This is a genomic window from Stenotrophomonas sp. YJH_SMC_69 (genome assembly GCF_059370495.1).
Map to the genome: position 1 here is coordinate 380,320 of NZ_JCAFTS010000003.1, position 20,613 is coordinate 400,932.

The 20,613-nt window shown below is 67.0% G+C and carries 16 protein-coding genes; 11 read left to right on the top strand and 5 right to left on the bottom strand.

Going from position 1 to position 20,613, the window contains the following annotated elements:
* Positions 1 to 9 precede the first annotated feature (9 nt).
* Together AC5P8F_RS07345 and AC5P8F_RS07350 are read right to left on the bottom strand one after the other, a co-directional pair.
* Positions 10 to 783 (bottom strand): TatD family hydrolase, encoded by a 774-nt coding sequence (locus AC5P8F_RS07345; RefSeq protein WP_046431615.1) that lies wholly within the window; start codon positions 781 to 783, stop codon positions 10 to 12.
* Positions 780 to 995, bottom strand: coding sequence for a DUF6116 family protein (locus tag AC5P8F_RS07350; RefSeq protein WP_014647716.1), 216 nt, complete (start codon positions 993 to 995; stop codon positions 780 to 782). Before AC5P8F_RS07350 ends, AC5P8F_RS07345 begins: the two co-directional genes overlap by 4 nt.
* Positions 996 to 1,158: 163 nt before the next feature.
* Here AC5P8F_RS07350 and AC5P8F_RS07355 point away from each other — a divergent pair, with 163 nt between their 5' ends.
* The 11 genes from AC5P8F_RS07355 (at position 1,159) to AC5P8F_RS07405 (ending at position 14,840) form a co-directional block, all read left to right on the top strand.
* Positions 1,159 to 2,004: a glycine zipper 2TM domain-containing protein gene (locus AC5P8F_RS07355; protein ID WP_046431690.1), complete on the top strand. Its 846-nt coding sequence runs from the start codon at positions 1,159 to 1,161 to the stop codon at positions 2,002 to 2,004.
* Between the two features lie 126 nt (positions 2,005 to 2,130).
* On the top strand, positions 2,131 to 2,673 hold the full coding sequence (locus AC5P8F_RS07360; protein ID WP_053495598.1) for a GNAT family N-acetyltransferase: 543 nt from the start codon (positions 2,131 to 2,133) through the stop codon (positions 2,671 to 2,673).
* A gap of 176 nt (positions 2,674 to 2,849) precedes the next feature.
* Entirely contained in the window at positions 2,850 to 3,506 is a 657-nt protein-coding gene (locus AC5P8F_RS07365) for a glutathione S-transferase family protein (RefSeq protein WP_046431688.1), read from the top strand.
* A 78-nt stretch (positions 3,507 to 3,584) separates the two neighbouring features.
* On the top strand, positions 3,585 to 5,864 hold the full coding sequence (locus AC5P8F_RS07370; RefSeq protein ID WP_046431612.1) for a thiamine pyrophosphate-dependent enzyme: 2,280 nt from the start codon (positions 3,585 to 3,587) through the stop codon (positions 5,862 to 5,864).
* Positions 5,865 to 5,867: 3 nt separating this feature from the next.
* Entirely contained in the window at positions 5,868 to 7,811 is a 1,944-nt protein-coding gene (gene asnB, locus AC5P8F_RS07375) for an asparagine synthase (glutamine-hydrolyzing) (protein WP_481443487.1), read from the top strand.
* A gap of 66 nt (positions 7,812 to 7,877) precedes the next feature.
* A complete protein-coding gene (locus tag AC5P8F_RS07380) occupies positions 7,878 to 8,438 on the top strand; it encodes an NADPH-dependent FMN reductase (protein ID WP_014647710.1) in 561 nt (186 codons plus the stop codon).
* Positions 8,439 to 8,733: 295 nt separating this feature from the next.
* The gene (locus AC5P8F_RS07385) at positions 8,734 to 10,164 is read left to right on the top strand and encodes a replicative DNA helicase (RefSeq protein ID WP_014647708.1); all 1,431 of its coding nucleotides are present in this window, start codon (positions 8,734 to 8,736) and stop codon (positions 10,162 to 10,164) included.
* 173 nt (positions 10,165 to 10,337) lie between these two features.
* On the top strand, positions 10,338 to 12,581 hold the full coding sequence (locus tag AC5P8F_RS07390) for a TonB-dependent receptor family protein (RefSeq protein WP_445978828.1): 2,244 nt from the start codon (positions 10,338 to 10,340) through the stop codon (positions 12,579 to 12,581).
* A complete protein-coding gene (locus tag AC5P8F_RS07395; protein WP_495227812.1) occupies positions 12,581 to 14,173 on the top strand; it encodes an alkaline phosphatase D family protein in 1,593 nt (530 codons plus the stop codon). The genes AC5P8F_RS07390 and AC5P8F_RS07395 overlap by 1 nt, the downstream gene beginning before the upstream one ends.
* Before the next feature lie 209 nt (positions 14,174 to 14,382).
* Positions 14,383 to 14,595: a hypothetical protein gene (locus AC5P8F_RS07400; protein WP_014647705.1), complete on the top strand. Its 213-nt coding sequence runs from the start codon at positions 14,383 to 14,385 to the stop codon at positions 14,593 to 14,595.
* Entirely contained in the window at positions 14,592 to 14,840 is a 249-nt protein-coding gene (locus tag AC5P8F_RS07405) for a hypothetical protein (RefSeq protein WP_049442445.1), read from the top strand. The genes AC5P8F_RS07400 and AC5P8F_RS07405 overlap by 4 nt, the downstream gene beginning before the upstream one ends.
* Before the next feature lie 148 nt (positions 14,841 to 14,988).
* Here the strand turns inward: AC5P8F_RS07405 and lpdA are convergent, their stop codons facing one another.
* The 3 genes from lpdA to AC5P8F_RS07420 all read right to left on the bottom strand — a co-directional run bounded on the left by lpdA (position 14,989) and on the right by AC5P8F_RS07420 (position 20,563).
* Entirely contained in the window at positions 14,989 to 16,425 is a 1,437-nt protein-coding gene (gene lpdA, locus AC5P8F_RS07410) for a dihydrolipoyl dehydrogenase (protein ID WP_014647703.1), read from the bottom strand.
* A 63-nt stretch (positions 16,426 to 16,488) separates the two neighbouring features.
* Positions 16,489 to 17,691 carry a dihydrolipoyllysine-residue succinyltransferase gene (gene sucB / locus AC5P8F_RS07415; protein WP_014647702.1) on the bottom strand — a complete coding sequence of 401 codons (1,203 nt, stop codon included), beginning with the start codon at positions 17,689 to 17,691 and terminating at the stop codon, positions 16,489 to 16,491.
* Positions 17,692 to 17,731: 40 nt separating this feature from the next.
* Positions 17,732 to 20,563 (bottom strand): 2-oxoglutarate dehydrogenase E1 component, encoded by a 2,832-nt coding sequence (locus tag AC5P8F_RS07420; protein WP_014647701.1) that lies wholly within the window; start codon positions 20,561 to 20,563, stop codon positions 17,732 to 17,734.
* Positions 20,564 to 20,613 lie beyond the last annotated feature (50 nt).

A 20,613-nucleotide genomic window follows, 5' to 3' on the forward strand; every position in this document is an offset into this window, starting at 1 on the left:
ACCTACCCGTTACATTGCCGGCAGCGCGAACAATCGCCGCGCATTCTCCGTCGTGGCCTGGGCCACGGCTTCCAGCTCCATCCCGCGCAATGCGGCCACGTGCCGGGCAATGGTCGCCAGCCGCGCTGGCTCGTTGCGCTGGCCGCGGATGCCGGCGTCGGGCTGGTCGGGCGCGTCGGTTTCCAGCAGCAGCTGTTCCAGCGGCATCTCGCGCACCAGCCGCTGCAGCCGTTGCGCGCGATCGTAGGTCAGTGGGCCACCGAGGCCGAGCAGGAAGCCCTGCCTGTGCAGTTGCGCGGCCTGTTCCGGGCTGCCGGAAAAGCTGTGCACCACGCCGCGCAGGCCGCCGACGCGGCGGATGGCGGCGATCACCGCATCCACCGCGCGTCGCGCGTGCACGATCACCGGCAACTCGAATTCGCGGGCCAGTTCCAGCTGGCCGATGAAATACGCCTGCTGGGCGTCGGCGTCCAGCCCTTCGACAAAGAAGTCCAAGCCGCATTCGCCGATCGCACAGGGGCGTTCGCGCTCGATCCACTCGCGCAGCAGTGGCAGGTGCCCGGGCTGGTGATCGGCCAGGAACATCGGATGCAGGCCGTAGGCCGGGTACAGCCCCGGCGCCTGCTGGCAGACCTCACGCAGCTTCGGCCAGCTGGCCGCGGTCACCGCCGGTACCACCTGCTGGCGCACCCCCGCGGCCTGCGCACGCTCGATCACCGCAGCGCGGTCACGGTCGAACCCGCTGGCATCCAGATGGCAGTGGCTGTCAACCAGGATGCTCAACGCTGTTCCAGCGGCGGAGGTGTTGCGGCGTTGCGGCTCTTCCAGTTGGCCAGCAGCAGCGTGCCGAAGCCCAGCACCAGCTCATCGACGAACGGGATCGGGTCCGGGATGAACAAGGTCAGCACGAACAGGCCGGCGGTGAGCTTGAACAGGGTGGGGTAGCGCAGCCGGCGGGCCCATTGCAGTACCGGCAGCAGCATCGGGTTGGCCATGGCGGGGAGCCTCGTGGGGAATGTGCAAACGCTACCACGGGCCCAGCATTTCCCGATGCTGAATGGGTTATCGGAATGAGCAGGAAATGTGGAGATTCCGTTCAGGCAGCGCATGCTGCAATCTGCCCCGAGAACGTTGCGGATGGTCCGCAAGGAGCAGGTCATGAAAAGCACAACTACAACTGTCCTGGTCGCAGCGGGCGCGCTGCTGGTCGGTGGCATCGCCACCGCCGCCTTCATGAAGAGTGGTGACAAGTCGCCCGATTCCATCAGCGCCGGAACCCCCAATGGTGAATCGCGCCTCGTTGAAGGTAACGCTTCTGACGACGGCGCACGTGGTGACAAGCTGGACCCGTCCGCGCCGCGCGGGCTTGAATATGCCGATGTGCTGAAGGTTGACCCGATCACCGAGAAGCAGAAGGCCTACGCCACTGTGATCGGCACCGATCCAGTGCGCGAGACCTCCACCACCCAGACCCCGCACGAGGTCTGCCAGGACGTGACGGTGCAGGAACGCCTGCCGGAACGTGATGGCAACGTCGGCGGCACCGTGGTCGGCGCTGTGGTCGGTGGCCTGCTCGGCAACCAGGTCGGTGGCGGCAACGGCAAGAAGGCCGCGACCGCCGCCGGTGCCGTGGCCGGCGGCTTCATCGGCAACCAGATCGACAAGCGCCATGTGGGTGGCCGCGTGGTCAACCGCACCGAGCGCCAGTGCCACACCGAGACCGCCACCTCCGAGTCGAGCCGCGTCACCGGCTACAACGTGACCTATCGCAATGAGGATGGCACCACCGGCACCATGCGCATGGCCAGCAAGCCGGGCAACCGCATTGCCATGGGTACCAACGACGTGGTGAAGGGTTACAACGTGACCTACCGCTATGACGGCGCGGAGAAGACCGTGCGCATGGACAACAAGCCGGCCAGCGATCGCCTGCCGGTGGTCGATGGCCAGCTGGTCACGCAGACCGCTGCCGCCGGTGCCACTGCCGCAGCCACGCGCCAGTAATCCCGGCGCAGCATGCAGTACCTGACGGGCCGGCTCATGCCGGCCCGTTTCATTGCGACCGGCGATATTCATCCGCGCAGGGAAGCCATCCTCCATCATGGGTGCCCCCTTCGACATGGAGCCGGCATGAGCATCTTCGACCTGCGCATCGAAACCGAGCGGCTGATCCTGCGCCCGCTGCTTCGCGAGGACTACGAGCCGTACCTGGCGTTCTGCGCCGACGAGGCCACGATGCGTACCCTGGGCGGCGTGCAGCCACCCTCGGTAGCCTGGCGCGGTTTCTGCAGCCTGGCCGGCGCCTGGCAGCTGTTCGGCTTCTCGATGTTCAGCGTGATCGAGAAATCCAGCGGCGACTGGATCGGGCGGATGGGACCGTGGCAGCCGCAGGACTGGCCGGGTACCGAGGTTGGTTGGGGCATCCGTCATGCCAGCTGGGGCCGGGGCTATGCGCCGGAGGCGGCGGTCGCGGCGATCGACTGGGCGTTCGATACGCTGGGATGGGCTGAGGTGATCCACACGATCGCCGAGGACAACGACAACTCGCGGGCCGTGGCACGCAAGCTGGGAAGCACCCTGCTGCGCATGGGGGAGTTGCCAGCGCCATACAACGACAAGCCCATGCAGATCTGGGGCCAGTCGCGCGAACAGTGGCGGCAACGCGCGCGCTGAGCGTGGCTTGGTAGTGCCGGCCGCTGGCCGGCAATCGCTTGGATCCAGCTGCATCGAGGATGCCGGCCAGCGGCCGGCACTACCGTGTAGTCATGCTGCACCCGCGCTTGGCATTCACTGGCGTGCTTGCCAGACTGCACGCAGCCGGCCGCCGGCCGGATCCGAGGGAGCAGGCAATGGTGGAAGAGCGCGTCCCGTTGACGGTGCACGGCATGTCGGTGTCAGGCAATTGCCACAAGGTCCGCCTGCTGCTGGAGCAGCTCGGCAGCCGCTACCGCTGGGTGGAAGTGGACAGTGCCCACGGCCAGACCCACACCCCTGAGTTCCTCGCGCTCAATCCCAATGCCAAGGTGCCGTTGATCGTCCGCGACGATGGCCGCGTGCTGACCGAGTCCAATGCGATCCTTTTCTGGCTGGCCGAAGGCACGCCCTACCTGCCCACCGATGGCTGGGAGCGCGCGCAGGCACTGAGCTGGATGTTCTTCGAGCAGTACACGCACGAGCCGTGCGTAGCGGTCGCGCGCTTCATCCGCGGCTGGACCCCGCCTGGGTCGCCGCGCCGCGCCGAACTGCCACGCCTGCACGAGCGCGCCGCCGCTGCACTGGCGGTGATGGAGCAGCACCTGCGTGATGCGCAATGGTTCACCGGCAGTGGGTACGGCATCGCCGACATCGCGCTGTTCGCCTACACCGACGTCGCAGGCGAGGGTGGAATCAGCCTGCAGCCGTTCCCGGAAGTTCGCGCCTGGTTGCAGCGCGTGCGCGGGCAGCCGCGCTTCCTGCCGATGCCGGCGGTGACCGCCGAGGTCCGCGCCCGCTTCGAGGCCGCATGACTCTCACCAAGGTGATCCCCACAGGGTAGCGCCTGGCCAACCCCGGGCGGAATGCAACAACGACACGGAGGGTGTTCGATGTTCGCTGTGGTTCCAGATCCGATTCCCGCACGCATGCGCGTGCTCAACCGCGCCGACGTGTGCGACGCCAATTTCCTCGACGCGGTGCGTGGCTGGCGCGGTACCCCGCGCCCGCGCCCGGCGCCGGATGCGCCGATCCTGCCGGGCAGCACGCTTACCGCCGCCGCGTTTGGCGAGCTGTTCGATTCGCAGCTGGCCAGCCGCCAGCTGGACCTGATGGCGCGCGTGCTGCGCGTGCAGAACAAGGTCTTCTACACCATCGGTTCATCCGGCCACGAAGGCAATGCGCTGCTGGCGCGGGCCTGCCGGCATACGGATCCAGCATTCCTGCACTATCGCTCCGGTGCCTTCATGGCCGAGCGCTCACGCCAGGTGCCGGGGATCGACCCGCTGCGCGATGCCGCGCTGTCCTTTGCTGCCAGCGCCGATGACCCGGCCAGCGGGGGGCGGCACAAGGTGTGGGGCAGCAAACCGTTGTGGGTGCTGCCGCAGACCTCGACCATCGCCTCGCATCTTCCGAAAGCGCTGGGCACCGCGCTGGCCCTCGAAAGCGGCAAGCGGCTGGGCCACGAACTGCCGATTCCGGCCGACAGCATCGTACTGTGCTCGTTCGGCGACGCCTCGGCCAACCATGCCACCGCGCAGACCGCGTTCAACACCGCGATGTGGTCGGCCTACCAGAAGCTGCCGGCACCGGTCCTGTTCGTCTGCGAGGACAATGGCCTGGGCATCTCGGTGAAAACGCCTGAAGGCTGGATCGCCGAACGCTTCAGCGGTCAGCCCGGGCTGGACTATTTCTACGCCGATGGCCTCGACCTGGCCACCGGCCATGCGCAGGTGCAGGCGGCGGTGGAGCACTGCCGGCGTACGCGGCGGCCGACCTTCCTGCATCTGCGCACCACGCGCCTGATGGGGCACGCCGGCACCGACTTCGAGGTGGAATGGCGCGCGTTGCCGGAGCTGTGCGCGGCCGAGGCGCAGGATCCGCTGCTGCGCTCGGCACAGATCGCGATGGAATCGGGCTGGATGGATGCGGCCGCCATCGAGGTGGCCTACGAGACGATGCGCGCGCGCTGCATGGCCGCCGCCGCCGATGCCGAAGGACGGCCGAAGCTGCAGTCGCTGCGGGAAGTGATGGAGCCGCTTGCGCCCTATACGCCGGCTGCGGTGCAGGCCGAAGCACGGCGCGAGGTGCCCGCCGGAACGCGTGAAGCGCTGTATGGCGGTGCGGAGGCGTTGCCCGAACGGCAGGCGCCACGCCACCTCGCGATCCAGATCAACCATGCCCTGCAGGAACTGCTGGCGAAGTATCCGCAGAGCCTGCTGTTCGGTGAGGACGTCGCACAGAAGGGCGGTGTCTACACCGTCACCAAGGATCTGCTGCGCCGCTTCGGCCCACGCCGGGTGTTCAACACCCTGCTGGACGAGACCATGATCCTGGGCATGGCTCAGGGCCTGGCCAACCTGGGCATGCTGCCGATTCCGGAGATCCAGTACCTGGCCTATCTGCACAACGCCATCGACCAGGTGCGCGGCGAAGCGTGTTCGCTGCAGTTCTTCTCCAACGACCAGTACCGCAACCCGATGCTGGTGCGGGTGGCCGGGCTGGGGTACCAGAAGGGCTTCGGTGGCCACTTCCACAACGACAACTCGATCACCGCGTTGCGCGACATCCCGGGGCTGGTGGTGGGCTGCCCGTCGCGTGGCGACGATGCGGTGATGATGCTGCGCACGCTGGCCGCACTGGCGCGGGTGGATGGGCGCGTGGCGGTGTTCCTGGAGCCGATCGCGTTGTACATGAGCAAGGACCTGCACGAAGCCGGCGATGGCCAGTGGCTGTTCGACTTCCCCGCACAGGGCCAGTCGCTGGTGCCGGGGGAGGGCCGGGTCTATGCGCCGGAGGCCGGCGATCTGGTGATCTATACCTATGGCAACGGCGTGCCGATGGCATTGCGCGCATCGCGGGCGATCGAGCAGCAGCTGGGCTGGCAGGTGCGGGTGGTCGACCTGCGCTGGCTGGTACCGCTGGACGCCGGTTTCATCGCTGCCCAGGCCGCCAGCGCACGGCGGGTGCTGGTGCTGGATGAAGGCCGCCACAGCGGCGGGGTGGGCGAGGGCGTGGTCACCGCGCTGGTCGAGGCCGGGTTCGGCCATCTGCCGTTGCGCCGGGTCTGCGGTGCCGACACCTACACGCCACTGGCGGGGGCAGCAATGTTCGGGCTTCCAAGCGACAATGCGGTGATTGGCGCCGCCCTCGACCTGGCGCAGGAACCCTGATGCATGTGTGGATTGGCGGGAATGTTGTTGCCGGCGCCGGTGGCGTCGGCCGAGGCGCTGCAGGCGCAGGCCCTGGCCATGGGCCAGGCGCTGCACCACCGCGGGCCCGATGATGGCGGCAGCTGGGTCGATGCCGAGGCGGGCATCGCGCTGGCGCATCGCCGCCTGAGCATCCTCGACCTGTCCCCGCTGGGCCACCAGCCGATGGCCTCGGCCGACGGCCGCTACGTGATGGCCTACAACGGCGAGGTCTACAACTTCGCCGCCCTGCGCGAGGAACTGGAGCCGCTGGGGCATGCCTTCCGCGGCCATTCCGACACCGAAGTACTGCTGGCGGCGATCCTGCAATGGGGCGTGGAAGACACCCTGCAGCGCTGCAACGGCATGTTCGCCATCGCGCTGTGGGACCGCCAGGAGCGTTGCCTGTGGCTGGCCCGCGATCGCGTCGGCAAGAAGCCGCTGTACTACGGCTGGGCCGGCGACACGCTGGTGTTCGGTTCGGAACTGAAAGCGCTCTGGCAGCACCCGGCGTTCGACAACGACATCGACCGCGATGCGCTCACCTTGCTGCTGCGGCTGGATTACATCCCGGCGCCGCACAGCATCCACCAGCGCTGCTACAAGCTGATGCCGGGCCGGGTGTTGCGCCTGGACGCGGCGGCCGTCGCTGCCGGCGCATCCGCGCATCGTCCGGAACAGGCACAGCGGCCGTACTGGGATGCGCGCGCGCGCATGCAGGCGGCGCTGGCCGCACCCTTCCAGGGCCGCATCGAGGACGCCGAGGAACAGCTGGACACGCTGCTGCGCGACGCGGTGGCGCTACGCATGGTGGCCGACGTGCCGGTCGGCGTATTCCTGTCTGGTGGCACCGATTCCTCACTGGTGGCGTCGCTGATGCAGGCCCAGAGCGGGCAGCCGGTGCACAGCTTCAGCATCGGCTTCACCGATTCGGGACATGACGAGGCGCCGCTGGCCCGGGAGCTGGCGGCCCACCTGGGCTGTGACCATACCGAGTTGTACGTCAGCGGCGCCGACGCGCTGGCGGTGGTGCCGCAGTTGCCGGCGATGTTCGATGAGCCTTTTGCCGACGCGTCGCAGGTGCCGACCGCGCTGGTCGCCCGGCTGGCGCGGCAGGGCGTGACCGTGGCGCTGTCTGGTGACGGTGGCGATGAGCTGTTCTTCGGCTATACCCGGTATGTACGCGCGCTGCGCAACTGGCAGATGCTCGGCCGCGTGCCGGGGCCGCTGCGGCGCTGGATGGGCGCGCGTGCGCAGCAGCAGGGCGAAGCCTCGCGCACCGGCGGCCTGGCCGCGCTGCTGGCCGAGACCGGTGCGCGTGGCATCGGCGACGTCTACCGCAACCGCATCTCGCGCTGGCGCGACCCGGCCGCGGCGGTGACCGGCGCGCGGGCCGCCGGCAGCTTCTACGACCTGGCCGATCCGCTGCACGGCGCGGGTACGCCGGCCGACGCGATGATGCTGGCCGATTTCGTGACCTACCTGCCGGACGATCTGTTGTGCAAGGTCGACCGCACCTCGATGGCGGTCAGCCTGGAGGCGCGCGCACCGCTGCTGGACTGGCGGGTGGCCGAGTTCGCCTGGTCGCTGCCGTTGGGCTTCAAGCGCAGCGAGACCACCAGCAAGGTGCTGCTCAAGCGCGTGCTGGGCCGTTACGTGCCGCATTCGATGGTGCACCGTCCCAAGCGCGGTTTCGGCGCGCCGGTCAGTGACTGGCTGAAAGGCGACCTGCGGCCCTGGGCCGAGGACCTGCTGCAGCCGGCGCGGCTGGAGCGTGAGGGCGTGCTGTCGGCGGCGGCGGTGCAGCCGCTGTGGCAGCAGTTCCTGGGAGGGCAGCGCAAGTGGCATACCCATCTGTGGAACGTGCTGATGTTCCAGGCCTGGCAGGCGCATTGGCGGCAGGTGCGCGCAGGCATTGGGGGCGGCTGATCTTCACCGGCCTGCACGGGCCCGGCGACTAGGCTGGGCCTCCCGCACCATGAGGAGTATGTCCCGATGTCCGTCCCCACCATCGCCGTGTTCGTCGGCAGCCTGCGCAAGGACTCGTGCAACCGCAAGCTGGCCCATGCGCTGGAGAAGATCGCCGGTGATCGCGCACGCTTCCAGTACGTGCAGATCGGCGACCTGCCGTTGTATGACCAGGACTTCGACGCGCAGTACCCGGCGCAGGGTACCCGGCTGAAGGACCAGGTGCGCGCCGCCGACGCGGTGCTGTTCGTCACCCCCGAATACAACCGGTCGGTGCCGGGCGTGCTCAAGAACGCCATCGATATCGGCTCGCGTCCCTACGGTGACAGTGCGTTTGCCGGCAAGCCGGCGGCGGTGATCGGCGCCTCCATCGGCCAGATCGGTACCGCCGTGGCCCAGCAGCACCTGCGCAACACCCTGGCCTTCCTGGACATGCATGTGCTTGGGCAGCCCGAGGCGTTCATCCACTTCAAGGAGGGCCTGATCGATGCCGACGGCACGATCCACAACGAGGGCACGCAGAAGTTCCTGCAGGGCTACGTGGACCGCTTCCTGGCGCTGATCGCGGTGCACGTCAAGGGCGATTGACGCCTGCGGGGTCGGAGTTCTGCGTCGCAGAGGGATCCGACCCCAACCACGCCCGGGGTCGGATCCTGACGCGCAGCGACGGGCTCCGACCCGTGGCGCCTGATCTGCGATAATGCTCCGCTCGGGTGCCGCAATGGCGCCTGTCGCAGGCAGTGCGACGCCCCCACGCCAGTCTGGCCAGGCGCCGGCGGATATCCCCCGTTTCTCCACGGCTTATCCACAGGCTTGTCCATGGTCGCCGGGGTCGGCGCATGCCTACACTCGTCTGGCCCACTTTTGCAGGAAACACCGCAGCATGTCCGCTCGTCCCGGCTTCCGTTCCAACCGCAGAGAGCGCGGTGATGGCTTCGATCGCGATCGCGACGAGTCGCGCATCGACCAGTTGCGGGTACCGCCGCATTCGGTGGAAGCCGAGCAGGCGGTGCTGGGGGGGCTGATGCTGGCGCCCGAAGCGTATGACCGGGTCAATGACCAGCTGACCGAAGGCGACTTCTACCGTCGCGACCACCAGATGATCTATCGGGCGATCCGCGAGCTCTCCGAGCGCGAGCGTCCGTTCGATGCGGTGACCCTGGGCGAGTGGTTCGAGTCGCAGGGCAAGATGGAACTGGTGGGCGACGGTGCCTACCTGATCGAACTGGCCAGTACCACGCCGTCGGCTGCCAACATCGTGGCCTACGCCGAGATCGTGCGTGACAAGGCAGTGTTGCGCCAGCTGATCCAAGTGGGCACCGACATCGTCAACGACGGTTTCCAGCCCGAAGGCCGCGACAGCAGCGAGCTGCTGGCCTCGGCGGAAAAGAGCGTGTTCGCCATTGCCGAACAGGGCGCACGTGGTCGCACCGATTTCGTGGCCATGCCCGGTGCGCTGAAGGATGCATTCGAGGAGCTGCGCAACCGCTTCGAGAACGGCGGCAACATCACCGGCCTGCCGACCGGGTACACCGATTTCGATGCGATGACCGCCGGCCTGCAGCCGACCGATCTGATCATCCTCGCGGCGCGCCCGGCCATGGGCAAGACCACCTTCGCGCTGAACATCGCCGAGTACGCGGCGATCAAGTCGAAGAAGGGCGTGGCGGTGTTCTCGATGGAAATGTCGGCATCGCAGCTGGCGATGCGCCTGATTTCCTCCAATGGCCGCATCAACGCGCAGCGCCTGCGTACCGGCCAGCTGGAAGACGAGGACTGGAGCCGCGTCACCAGCGCGATCAAGATGCTGAAGGAAACCAAGATCTTCATCGACGATACGCCGGGCGTGTCGCCGGAAGTGCTGCGCTCCAAGTGCCGCCGCCTCAAGCGCGAGCATGACCTCGGCCTGATCGTGATCGACTACCTGCAGCTGATGAGCGTGCCCGGCAACAGCGAAAACCGCGCGACCGAAATCTCGGAGATCTCGCGTTCGTTGAAGGGCCTGGCCAAGGAATTGAATGTGCCGGTGATCGCGCTGTCACAGCTCAACCGCTCGCTGGAAACGCGTACCGACAAGCGCCCGGTGATGGCCGACCTTCGCGAGTCGGGCGCAATCGAGCAGGACGCGGACATGATCGTGTTCATCTACCGCGACGACTACTACAACAAGGAAAACTCGCCGGACAAGGGCCTGGCCGAGATTATCATCGGCAAGCACCGTGGTGGCCCGACCGGCTCGTGCAAGCTGAAGTTCTTCGGCGAGTACACCCGCTTCGACAACCTGGCCCACGATTCGGTCGGCTCGTTCGAATAACGGCCATGCCGGCCGCTGGCCGGCAATCGCCTTCCGGACGGTAAACCATTCGGAACGCAAGGATTCCGCATGTGGCGTGTAAATGACATGTAACGCGCCGCTTCTACGATTCCGCCGCTGCTGCTCTTCGACGCCGCCCTTCGGCGTCCAGCGTGCCCAAGGAATCCGCCTCCATGTCGTCCCACGCTCCGCTTCGCCGCAATCTGCTGGCCCTGCTGGTCTGTGCTTCGCTGCCGTCGCTCGCTGCCGCTGAAACCGCCCCCGCCCCCGACGCACCGTCGGCGACCACCCTCGATTCGATCTCGGTGATCGGCCGCGGTGAAGCCCGCCAGGTGCAGCGCGTGACCGCCGAGGACATGAAGATCCTGCCGCCCGGTGCGAACCCACTGAAGCTGCTGGCCAGCAAGCCGGGCGTTCACTTCGAGTCGGCCGATGCCACTGGCGCCTACGAATGGTCCACCACCATCAGCCTGCGTGGCTTCAACCAGAGCCGCCTGGGCTACACGCTCGATGGCATCCCGCTGGGCAACATGGCCTATGGCAACAGCAACGGCCTGCACATCAGCCGTGCCGTGATCAGCGAGAACCTGGGCGGAGCCGAAGTGTCCACCGGCATCGGCGCGCTGGGTACGCCGTCCACCAGCAACCTCGGTGGCGTGTTCCAGTTCTATTCGATCGATCCGTCCACCGAGTACGGCGTGGTGCTGGCGCAGGGCTTCGGCAGCGACAGCGCGCGGCGCAGCTATGCGCGCCTGGAGACGGGTGAGCACCAGGGCTTTGCGGCCTATCTGTCCGGCGTGTACTCCGAAGGCGACAAGTGGAAGGGCAAGGGCTCGCAGGAGCTGAAACAGTTCAACGGCAAGGCCACCTACAATTTCGGAACGGACAGCAGGATCACCGCGCTGTTCAACGCCTCGCGCCGCGTCGAGGCGGACTACCAGGACCTGTCGCTGGAGATGATCGATCGCCTTGGCTGGGACTGGGACAACTACGCGCCGGACTGGGATCGTGCCGTCGCCGCCGCGCGCGGCAGGTTCACGGGCGGCGTCAACAGCCCCTGGGATGCGTACTACTCCGGCCACGGCCTGCGCAACGATGACCTGTCCAGCATCGCCGGCGATTTCGGCCTGAACGAGTCGATGCGGCTGAAGGTCAATGTGTACAACCACAGCAACCGCGGCCAGGGCCACTGGTTCAGCCCGTCCAATCCATCCAACCCGGGCACCAGTCGCGAGATTCCGATCTCGATCCGCACCACCGAGTACGCGATCGACCGTACCGGCGTGACCTCGGCGTTCACCTGGAACGTCGGTGGCCACGACCTGGAAGCCGGTCTCTGGTACGAGGACAACGGCCACAGCGTGCAGCGCAACTTCTACTACATCGACGGCCCGGTCACCGATGACTTCTTCCTGCGCAACCCGGACCAGCGCGTGTGGCACCAGCGCTACACCACCATTACCCGCCAGTTCTACGTGCAGGACCGCTTCCGCCTGTTCGATGACCGGCTGACCATCGACATCGGTGCGAAGTCGCCGCACACCCGCACCCGCGTGCGCACGCCACTGGGCAGCTATGCCAACAACAGCAGCCTGACTTCGAAGAAGGGCCTGCTGCCTCAGGCGGGATTCAACTTCAAGCTCAACGAAGGCAACGAGATCTTCGGTTCGTTCGCCAGGAACATCGCCGCCTACGCGTTGGGCGTGGGCAGCCCGTTCAACGTGCCGCAGGCGGCGTTCGATGCCAGCGCGCAGGACTTGAAGCCGGAACAGTCACGCACCCTGGAACTGGGCTGGCGCGGCTACGGGAAGGGCTATGAAGCCTCGGTTGCGGTGTACGACGTCAAGTTCGACAACCGCCTGCTGGCGATCGCCCAGTGCGTGGGCATCCTCGGCTGCCCGGCGCTGTTCTCCAACGTCGGTTCGGTGACCAGCCGCGGCGCCGAGGCGACACTGCAGCTGAAGCCGATGCAGGACCTGGCCTGGTCCAACGCGCTGTCCTGGAATGACAGCACCTACGACAACGACTACGTGAACAATGGCGTGGTGCCGACCCGCGGCAAGAAGACCGTCGACACCCCCGAATGGATGTTCGCCAGCACCCTGGCCTGGACCCCGGGCCCCTGGGACATGCGCCTGTCGGCCAACCACGTCGGCAAGCGCTACGTGACCTATACCAACGACGCGTCGGTGCCGAGCTACTGGCTGGTCAATGCCTCCGTGGCCTATGACTTCGGCGCGCTGGGCCCGGCGCAGAACCTGACCATGTCGCTGAACCTGACCAACCTGACCGACAAGCGCTACCTGTCCTCGATCAACACCAACGGCACCTACGCCGCCGACCCGACCCGCAGCCTGGCGACCATGCAGGTCGGCGCGCCGCGCCAGATGATGGCCACCGCCACCGTGCGCTTCTGATGCGCGGGCCTGTGGATCCGGAACGCCGTCGTCGCCTGCTGCGCATGGCGTGGCAGGGCACGGGGGCGGCGATCGCGCTGGCGGCGATGCCGGGGCTGGCCACGGCCGGCCCACGGCCGCGGCTGGGGCGTGATCCGTTCACCCTTGGTGTCGCCGCCGGTGATCCGGATCCACAGGGGGCCGTGTTGTGGACGCGGCTGGCGCCGGACCCGCTCAACGGCGGCGGCATGCCGTCGCGGGCGGTGCCGGTGCGCTGGTTCGTGGCCGAAGACGCCGGCATGCGCCGGCTGGTACAGCGGGGCGTCGCTGCCGCGGTGCCGGAGCTGGCCCATTCGGTGCACGTGGAGGTCAATGGCCTGCGCCCGGGCCGCGACTACTACTACCGCTTCGCCTGCGATGGCGATGAGGAAAGCGCGGTCGGCCACTTCCGCACCGCGTCGCTACCGGACACGCAGCTGCAGCAGCTGCGGCTGGCCCTGTGCACCTGCCAGGCCTGGAACAGCGGCTACTACCCGGTGCTGCGTGATATCGCACGGAGCGATGTCGACCTCGTGCTGCATGCCGGCGACTACATGTACGAATACAGCCCGCTGCAGAACGTGCGTGGCAGCACGCTGGACGCGGCGCGTTTCAGTGGCGAGACGGTGAGCCTGGAGCGCTACCGTGACCAGTACGCGCTGTACAAGCTCGACCCGGATCTGCAGGCGGCCCATGCCGCACACGCCTTCGCGGTGATCTGGGACGATCACGAGGTGCAGAACGACTACTCGGGCATCCATCCGGAGAAGCCCAGCGTGTCGATCGAGGACTTCATCGTTCGCCGCGCGGCGGCCTACCGCGCGTTCTACGAACACCTGCCGATGCGCAGCACGCCTGCGGGCAATGGCGGCCTGCGCGTGCACCGGCGCCTGCGTTACGGCGATCTGGCACAGCTGACCCTGCTCGACTGCCGCCAGTTCCGCCCGGCCAATCCCTGCGGTGTGGGCGAGTCACCGCGCTGCGAAGCGGCGCTGGATCCACGCATGAGCATGCTCGGCACGGGGCAGGAAGCGTGGTTCACGCAGTCGATGGCCGCCGCGCAGGGCACGCGCTGGAACGTGGTGGTGCAGCAGCTGCTGATGGCGCAGCTGCTGCTGGACGGCGGCACGCCACGCGAGCGCTTCTGGAACGACGCGTGGGATGGCTATCCCGCCGCACGCAGGCGTCTGCTGCAGGCGATGCAGGCGGGCGGGCAGGGCAATGCCATCGTGCTGGGCGGCGACTGGCATTCCACCTTCGTCAACGACCTGAAGCTGGATTTCGACGCGGCCAGTGCGCCGGTCGTGGCCACCGAATTCATCGCCCCGGCGATCAGCAGTGGCGGCGACGACACGCCGTACGGGCCGTACTACGGGCCGTCGATTCCGCAGAACCCGCATATCCGCTATTTCGACGGCGACCGCCGCGGCTGGTGGGAGCTGCAGCTGAACCGGCAGACCGTGGACGCCGAGCTCCGCTTCGCCGACAGCGTGCTGCGCCCCGATGCCGCAGTGCGTACCGCGGCGCGATTCCAGGTGGTCCACGGCCGACCGGGCGCGGTGCAGCTCCTGTAGAGCCGAGCCCACGCTCGGCTGTCGCGCGCAGCGCGGGTTTTCTGTGATCGCAACGAAGAGCAGCCGAGCGTGGGCTCGGCTCTACAACGACGGCCCTGCACCGGATTTCATCGCCCCCAGCCCGGTTTCGTCGCAAACCGTTTGCCGGCGGCGAGGGCGGGGCGCCAAGGTGTCCGCAGGCGGCAGGGTGCCGCCCCAAGGAGACCGTGATGAAGACCCTGTTCGCGCTCGGTGTGTGGTGCCTGCTGTTCGTGCTGTGCTGGCCGCTGGCGATCCTCGCCCTGATCGCGTGGCCGTTCGTGTGGCTGCTGAGCCTGCCGTTCCGCCTGGTCGGCATCACCTTCTCGGCGTTGTTCGCCTTCCTGCGCGCGCTGTTCATGCTGCCGGCGCGGTTGCTTGGCGGCCGGGCGGTTCCCGCATGAGGAGGGTGCTGCTGGCCGGTCTGGTCCTGTTGCCAGGCCCGGTGCTGGCCGCACCCCCGGTACCCCCGTCGGCATGGCTGGAGCGCGAGCAGAGCGCTGCGGCTGACGAAGCCAATGCAGCGGCGGTCCCTGCGCTGAAAGCCGAGGCGCGCTGCCGGGTGGTCAAGCAATGGAAGGCCGGCGATACGGTGGTACAGCACAGGGTCTGTGAGGATCCACCGAAGAAGCCTGCTGGAAAGGTGTAGGGCCGGGCCCATGCTCGGCGGCCTTTGCAGGGCAGCCGAGCGTGGGCTCGGCGCTACAGGGAAACGGGCAACAAAAAACCCCGCCGAAGCGGGGTTTTTCGTCTGCAGGTGAGTGCCGACCAACGGTCGGCACCTACCATGATGCCGATCAGTTCGCCTTGTGGATGGCGCGCTTGCTGACCGCCATCGCCGCGTCGTGGACCACTTCCGACAGCGACGGGTGGGCGTGGCAGATGCGGGCCAGGTCATCGGCCGAACCGCTGAACTCCATGGTCAGCACGCCTTCGTGCACCAGCTCGGAGACGTTGGCGCCGACCAGGTGCATGCCGAGGATGCGATCGGTTTCGGCATGGGCCAGGATCTTCACGAAGCCTGCCGGCTCGATCATCGCCACGGCACGGCCGTTGGCGGCGAACGGGAAGCTGCCGGCCTTGTACGGAATGCCTTCGGCCTTCAGCTGCGCTTCGGTCTTGCCGACCCAGGCCAGTTCCGGTTCGGTGTAGATGACCCACGGGATGGTGTCGAAGTTGACGTGGCCCGGCAGGCCGGCGATCAGCTCAGCCACCGCGATGCCTTCCTCGAAGCCCTTGTGCGCCAGCATCGGGCCGCGCACGCAGTCGCCGACTGCCCACACACCGTTGACGCCGGTGTGGCAGTGCGCATCGACTTCGATCTGGCCGCGCTCGTTGATCTTGACGCCGGTGCCTTCGGCCAGCAGGCCCTTGGTGGCGGCGCGACGGCCAACGGCCACCAGCAGCTTGTCCACGGTCAGGGTCTTTTCGCCTTCCGCGTCGGTGTAGGTGACGATGACTTCCTTCTTCTTGCCCTTGCCGGTGATCTCGGTCTTGGAGACCTTGGCATTGAGCTTGATGTCCAGGCCCTGCTTCTTGAATTCCTTGGCAGCCGCCTTGGCCACTTCGGCATCGGCAGCCGCCAGGAACTCCGGCATGGCTTCCAGGATGGTGACTTCAGCGCCCAGGCGCTTCCACACGCTGCCCAGTTCCAGGCCGATCACGCCGGCGCCGATCACGGCCAGGCGGTTCGGCACTTCGGTGAAGTCCAGGCCGCCAACGTTGTCGACGATGGTCTCGCCGTCGAACTTGGCGAACGGCAGTTCGATCGAATCCGAACCGGCCGCGATGATGACGTTGGTGCCCTTCAGCTCGACGATGGAACCGTCATGCTGGGTGACCTTGACCACGTTGCCCGGCTGCAGTTCACCGAAGCCGTAGTAGGCGGCGACCTTGTTGGCCTTGAACAGCATGCCGATGCCGCCGGTGAACTGCTTGACGATCTTGTCCTTGCGGCCAACCATCGCCTCGACGTCGATCTTGGCATCCTTGAAGCTGATGCCGTGGTCGCCAAAGATGTGGCCCATGTTCCAGAACTGGCGCGAGGAATCCAGCAGCGCCTTGGACGGGATGCAGCCCACGCGCAGGCAGGTGCCGCCGAGGGCCGGCTTGCCGTCCTTGCCCAGCGCTGCATCGATGCAGGCGGTCTTCAGGCCCAGCTGGGCCGCGCGGATGGCAGCGTGGTAACCGGCCGGGCCGGCACCGATGACGACGACGTCGAATTGTTCAGCCATTGAATTATTCCTTGATGCATTACCAGAACCCCTCCGCGCAGGCGCGGAGGGGCGGGAGGTGTCTTACAGGCCGAACAGCATGCGGCCCGGGTTTTCCAGCTGGTTCTTGATGTCCACCAGGAACTGCACCGAGTCCTTGCCGTCGATGATGCGGTGGTCGTAGGACAGCGCCAGGTACATCATCGGCGCGATCACGACCTGGCCGTTCTGGGCGATCGGACGCTCCTTGATGGCGTGCATGCCCAGGATGGCGCTCTGCGGCGGGTTGATGATCGGGGTCGACAGCAGCGAACCGAAGGTGCCGCCGTTGGTCACGGTGAAGGTGCCGCCCTGCAGTTCTTCCAGGCCCAGCTTGCCGTCACGGGCCTTCTTGGCGTAGTCGGCGATGGTCTTCTCGATGTCGGCGAACGACATGCGCTCGACGTTGCGCAGCACCGGCGTGACCAGGCCCTTCTCGGTCGAGACGGCGATCGAGATGTCCGAGTAGCCGTGATAGATGATGTCGTCGCCGTCGATCGAGGCGTTGACCAGCGGGAAGCGCTGCAGCGCGTTGGCGGCGGCCTTCACGAAGAAGCTCATGAAGCCCAGCTTGATGCCGTGTGCCTTGACGAACTCGTCCTGCAGTTCCTTGCGCGCCGCCGACACCTTGGACAGGTCGACTTCGTTGAAGGTGGTCAGCATCGCGGTGGAGTTCTTCGACTCCATCAGGCGCTCGGCGATGCGCTTGCGGATGCGGGTCATCGGCACGCGCTCTTCCGGGCGTGCGCCACCGGCCTTGCCGGCGCCGCCGTTGCGGGCGAAGTTGACGATGTCTTCCTTGGTGACCGCGCCGCGACGGCCGGTGCCGTCGACATCGGCCGGGTTCACGCCTTCAGTGATGGCGGTGAAGCGGGCGCCCGGCGGCAGCGCATCGGCGGCCGACTTGGCGGCCGGGGCCGGCGCAGCGGCAGCGGCCGGAGCCGGAGCGGCGGCGGCCGGAGCAGCGGCCGGAGCGGCCTCGGCGGTCGGTGCCGGAGCAGCTGCAACGGCGCCTTCCTCGATGATCGCCACGACCTGGCTGGAGGTCACGGTCGAGCCTTCGGCGAACTTGATTTCCTTCAGCACGCCGTCGACCGGCGACGGCACTTCCAGGACGACCTTGTCGGTTTCCAGGTCAAGCAGGTTTTCGTCGCGCTTGACGGCGTCGCCCACCTTCTTGTGCCAGGTGGCGATGGTGCCGTCGGCGACGGATTCGGGCAGTACCGGGGCTTTGACTTCGGTGGCCATTGCGGGAGCTTCCTGGTTTGTCTTCTAAATAGGGGGAGGATTATTCAGCGAACGTGTCGTTGAACGGGTTGACCAGTGCGTCGGCGATCAGCTGCTGCTGCTCGCGGACGTGGTCAGCCATGTGACCGGCAGCCGGCGAGGCCGAACGTGCGCGACCGGCGTAGTGCAGGTTCTGGCCATCGGCCAGGCAGAACTGCAGATGGTGGCGGATCTGGTACCACGCGCCCTGGTTCTGCGGTTCTTCCTGCGTCCACACCACGTCGGTGGCCTTGCCGTACTTCTTCAGTTCGGCCGCCAGCAGCGCACGCGGGAACGGATACAGCTGCTCCACGCGGATGATCGCCACGTCGTCCTGGCCACGCTTGATCTGGTCCTCCAGCAGGTCGTAATAGACCTTGCCCGAGCACAGCACCACGCGCTTGACCTTCTTGGCGTCTGCGTTGGCGTCGCCGATCAGGTGCTGGAACTCGCCGTTGGCCAGCTCGTCCAGGGTCGACACGGCCAGCTTGTGGCGCAGCAGCGACTTCGGCGACATCACCACCAGCGGCTTGCGGGTGGTCATGTGCAGCTGGCGACGCAGCATGTGGAAGGCCTGGGCCGGGGTCGACGGCACGACCACCAGCATGTTCTCCAGCGCGCACAGCTGCAGGAAGCGCTCCAGGCGCGCCGAGCTGTGTTCCGGGCCTTGCCCTTCATAGCCATGCGGCAGCAGCAGGGTCAGGCCGGAAATGCGGCCCCACTTGGCTTCACCGGCGGCGATGAACTGGTCGATCACCACCTGGGCACCGTTGGCGAAGTCGCCGAACTGGCCTTCCCAGATGCACAGCGTGTTCGGATCGGTGGTGGAGAAGCCGTACTCGTAGGCCATCACCGCTTCTTCGCTCAGCAGCGAATCGATGACGGTGGCCTTCTCCGGCGAATCCACCAGCTGCCGCAGCGGCATGTAGTAGTTGTCGGTCTTCTGGTCGTGCAGGATCGCGTGGCGATGCGTGAACGTACCGCGGCCCACGTCCTGGCCGACCAGGCGCAGTGCATGGCCTTCGTCGAGCAGGGTGGCGTAGGCCAGGTTCTCGGCAAAGCCCCAGTCGCCCGGGATCTCGCCGGCGGCCATCTTGCGGCGGTCGTCATAGACCTTGGCCACGCGCGAGTGCAGCTGCACTTCATCGGGAATGGTGTTGATCAGCTTGGCCAGCTCGACCAGCTTGTTCTTCTCGACCTTGGTCGAGACCGGGTCGGACAGCTTGCCTTCCAGCAGCTTCGGCCAATCGACGAACAGCGGGCTGCTCGGCGGGGTCTTCTCGACCTTGGCCAGCTCGGTGGTCACTTCACCGGCGTCCAGCTTCTCGCGGTAGGCATCGACCATCGCCTTGCCGGCGCCGGCGGCGATCACGCCCGCCTTTTCCAGCTGCTCGGCGTACATCTCGCGGGTGGTCGGGTGCTTGCGGATCACCTGGTACATCAGCGGCTGGGTGATCGCCGGTTCGTCGGCCTCGTTGTGGCCCCAGCGGCGGTAGCACATCAGGTCGATGACCACGTCCTTGGCGAACGTCTGGCGGAACTCGAAGGCCAGCTGCGCGGCGAACACCACTGCTTCCGGATCATCGCCGTTCACGTGCAGCACCGGCGCGGCGATCATCTTCGCCACGTCGGTGGCATAGCGCGTGGAACGCGTATCCAGCGGGTTGGAGGTGGTGAAGCCGACCTGGTTGTTGACCACGATGTGCACGGTGCCGCCGACGGCGAAGCCGCGGGCCTGCGACATCTGGAACAGTTCCATGACCACGCCCTGGCCGGAGAAGGCCGCGTCGCCGTGGATCAGGATCGGCATGACCTGCTTCCGCGCGGTGTCCTTGCGGCGCTCCTGGCGCGAACGCACGGAACCGGCCACGACCGGGTCGGCGATTTCCAGGTGCGACGGGTTGAACGCCAGCGCCAGGTGCACCGGGCCGCCATCGGTGGCGACGTCGGCGGAGAAGCCCATGTGGTACTTCACGTCGCCGGCCGAGGCGTGCTCGTCGTGCTCGAACTTGCCTTCGAACTCGTCGAACAGCTTGCGCGGGTTCTTGCCCAGGGTGTTGACCAGCACGTTCAGGCGGCCACGGTGGGCCATGCCGATCACCACGTCCTTGACGCCATCCTTGCCGGCGTTGCGGATGATGGTGTCCATCATCGGGATCAGCGAATCGCCGCCTTCCAGCGAGAACCGCTTCTGGCCGACGTACTTGGTGTGCAGGTAGCGCTCCAGGCCCTCGGCCGCAGTCAGGCGCTCCAGGGTGCGGCGCTGGGTGTCAGCGTCCAGCTGGTAGTTGCCACCGGCGGCTTCCAGCTTCTTGTAGATCCACTGGCGCTGCTCGACCTCGGAGATGTGCATGAACTCCGCACCGATCGAGCCGGTGTAGGTCGCCTTCAGGCGTGCCAGCAGGTCGCGCAGCTTCATGCGCGGCTGGCCGCCGACGCCGCCGGTGCTGAACTCGCTGTTGAGGTCGGCATCGGACAGGCTGTGGAACGGCAGGCCCAGATCCGGGGTATTGACCGGTGCGGCCAGGCCCAGCGGATCGAGGCGGGCGTCCAGGTGGCCGCGCGAACGGTAGGCGGTGATCAGACGACCGACATTGCGCTCGCGCTCGTCGCCTGCACCGTTACCGGTACCGGCCTTCAGCGCATCCTTGGCCGCGTCCGCAATGTGGGAGATGACGGCCGAGTGCGGAATGTCACCTGCTTCGCGGCCCTTGAAGCCGTCGAAGTAGGTTTTCCATTTGGGATCGACACTATCCGGGGAGACCAGGTACTGCTCGTACAGGTCCTCGACATAGGAGGCGTTGCCGCCGGCGAGTTGCGAAGATTGCGCAAACTGCTTCAGTTGATTGTCCACGATGGAGGGTGTTGATTCGCTTTGTGGGGTATGGCTTCAGAAGGACCCGG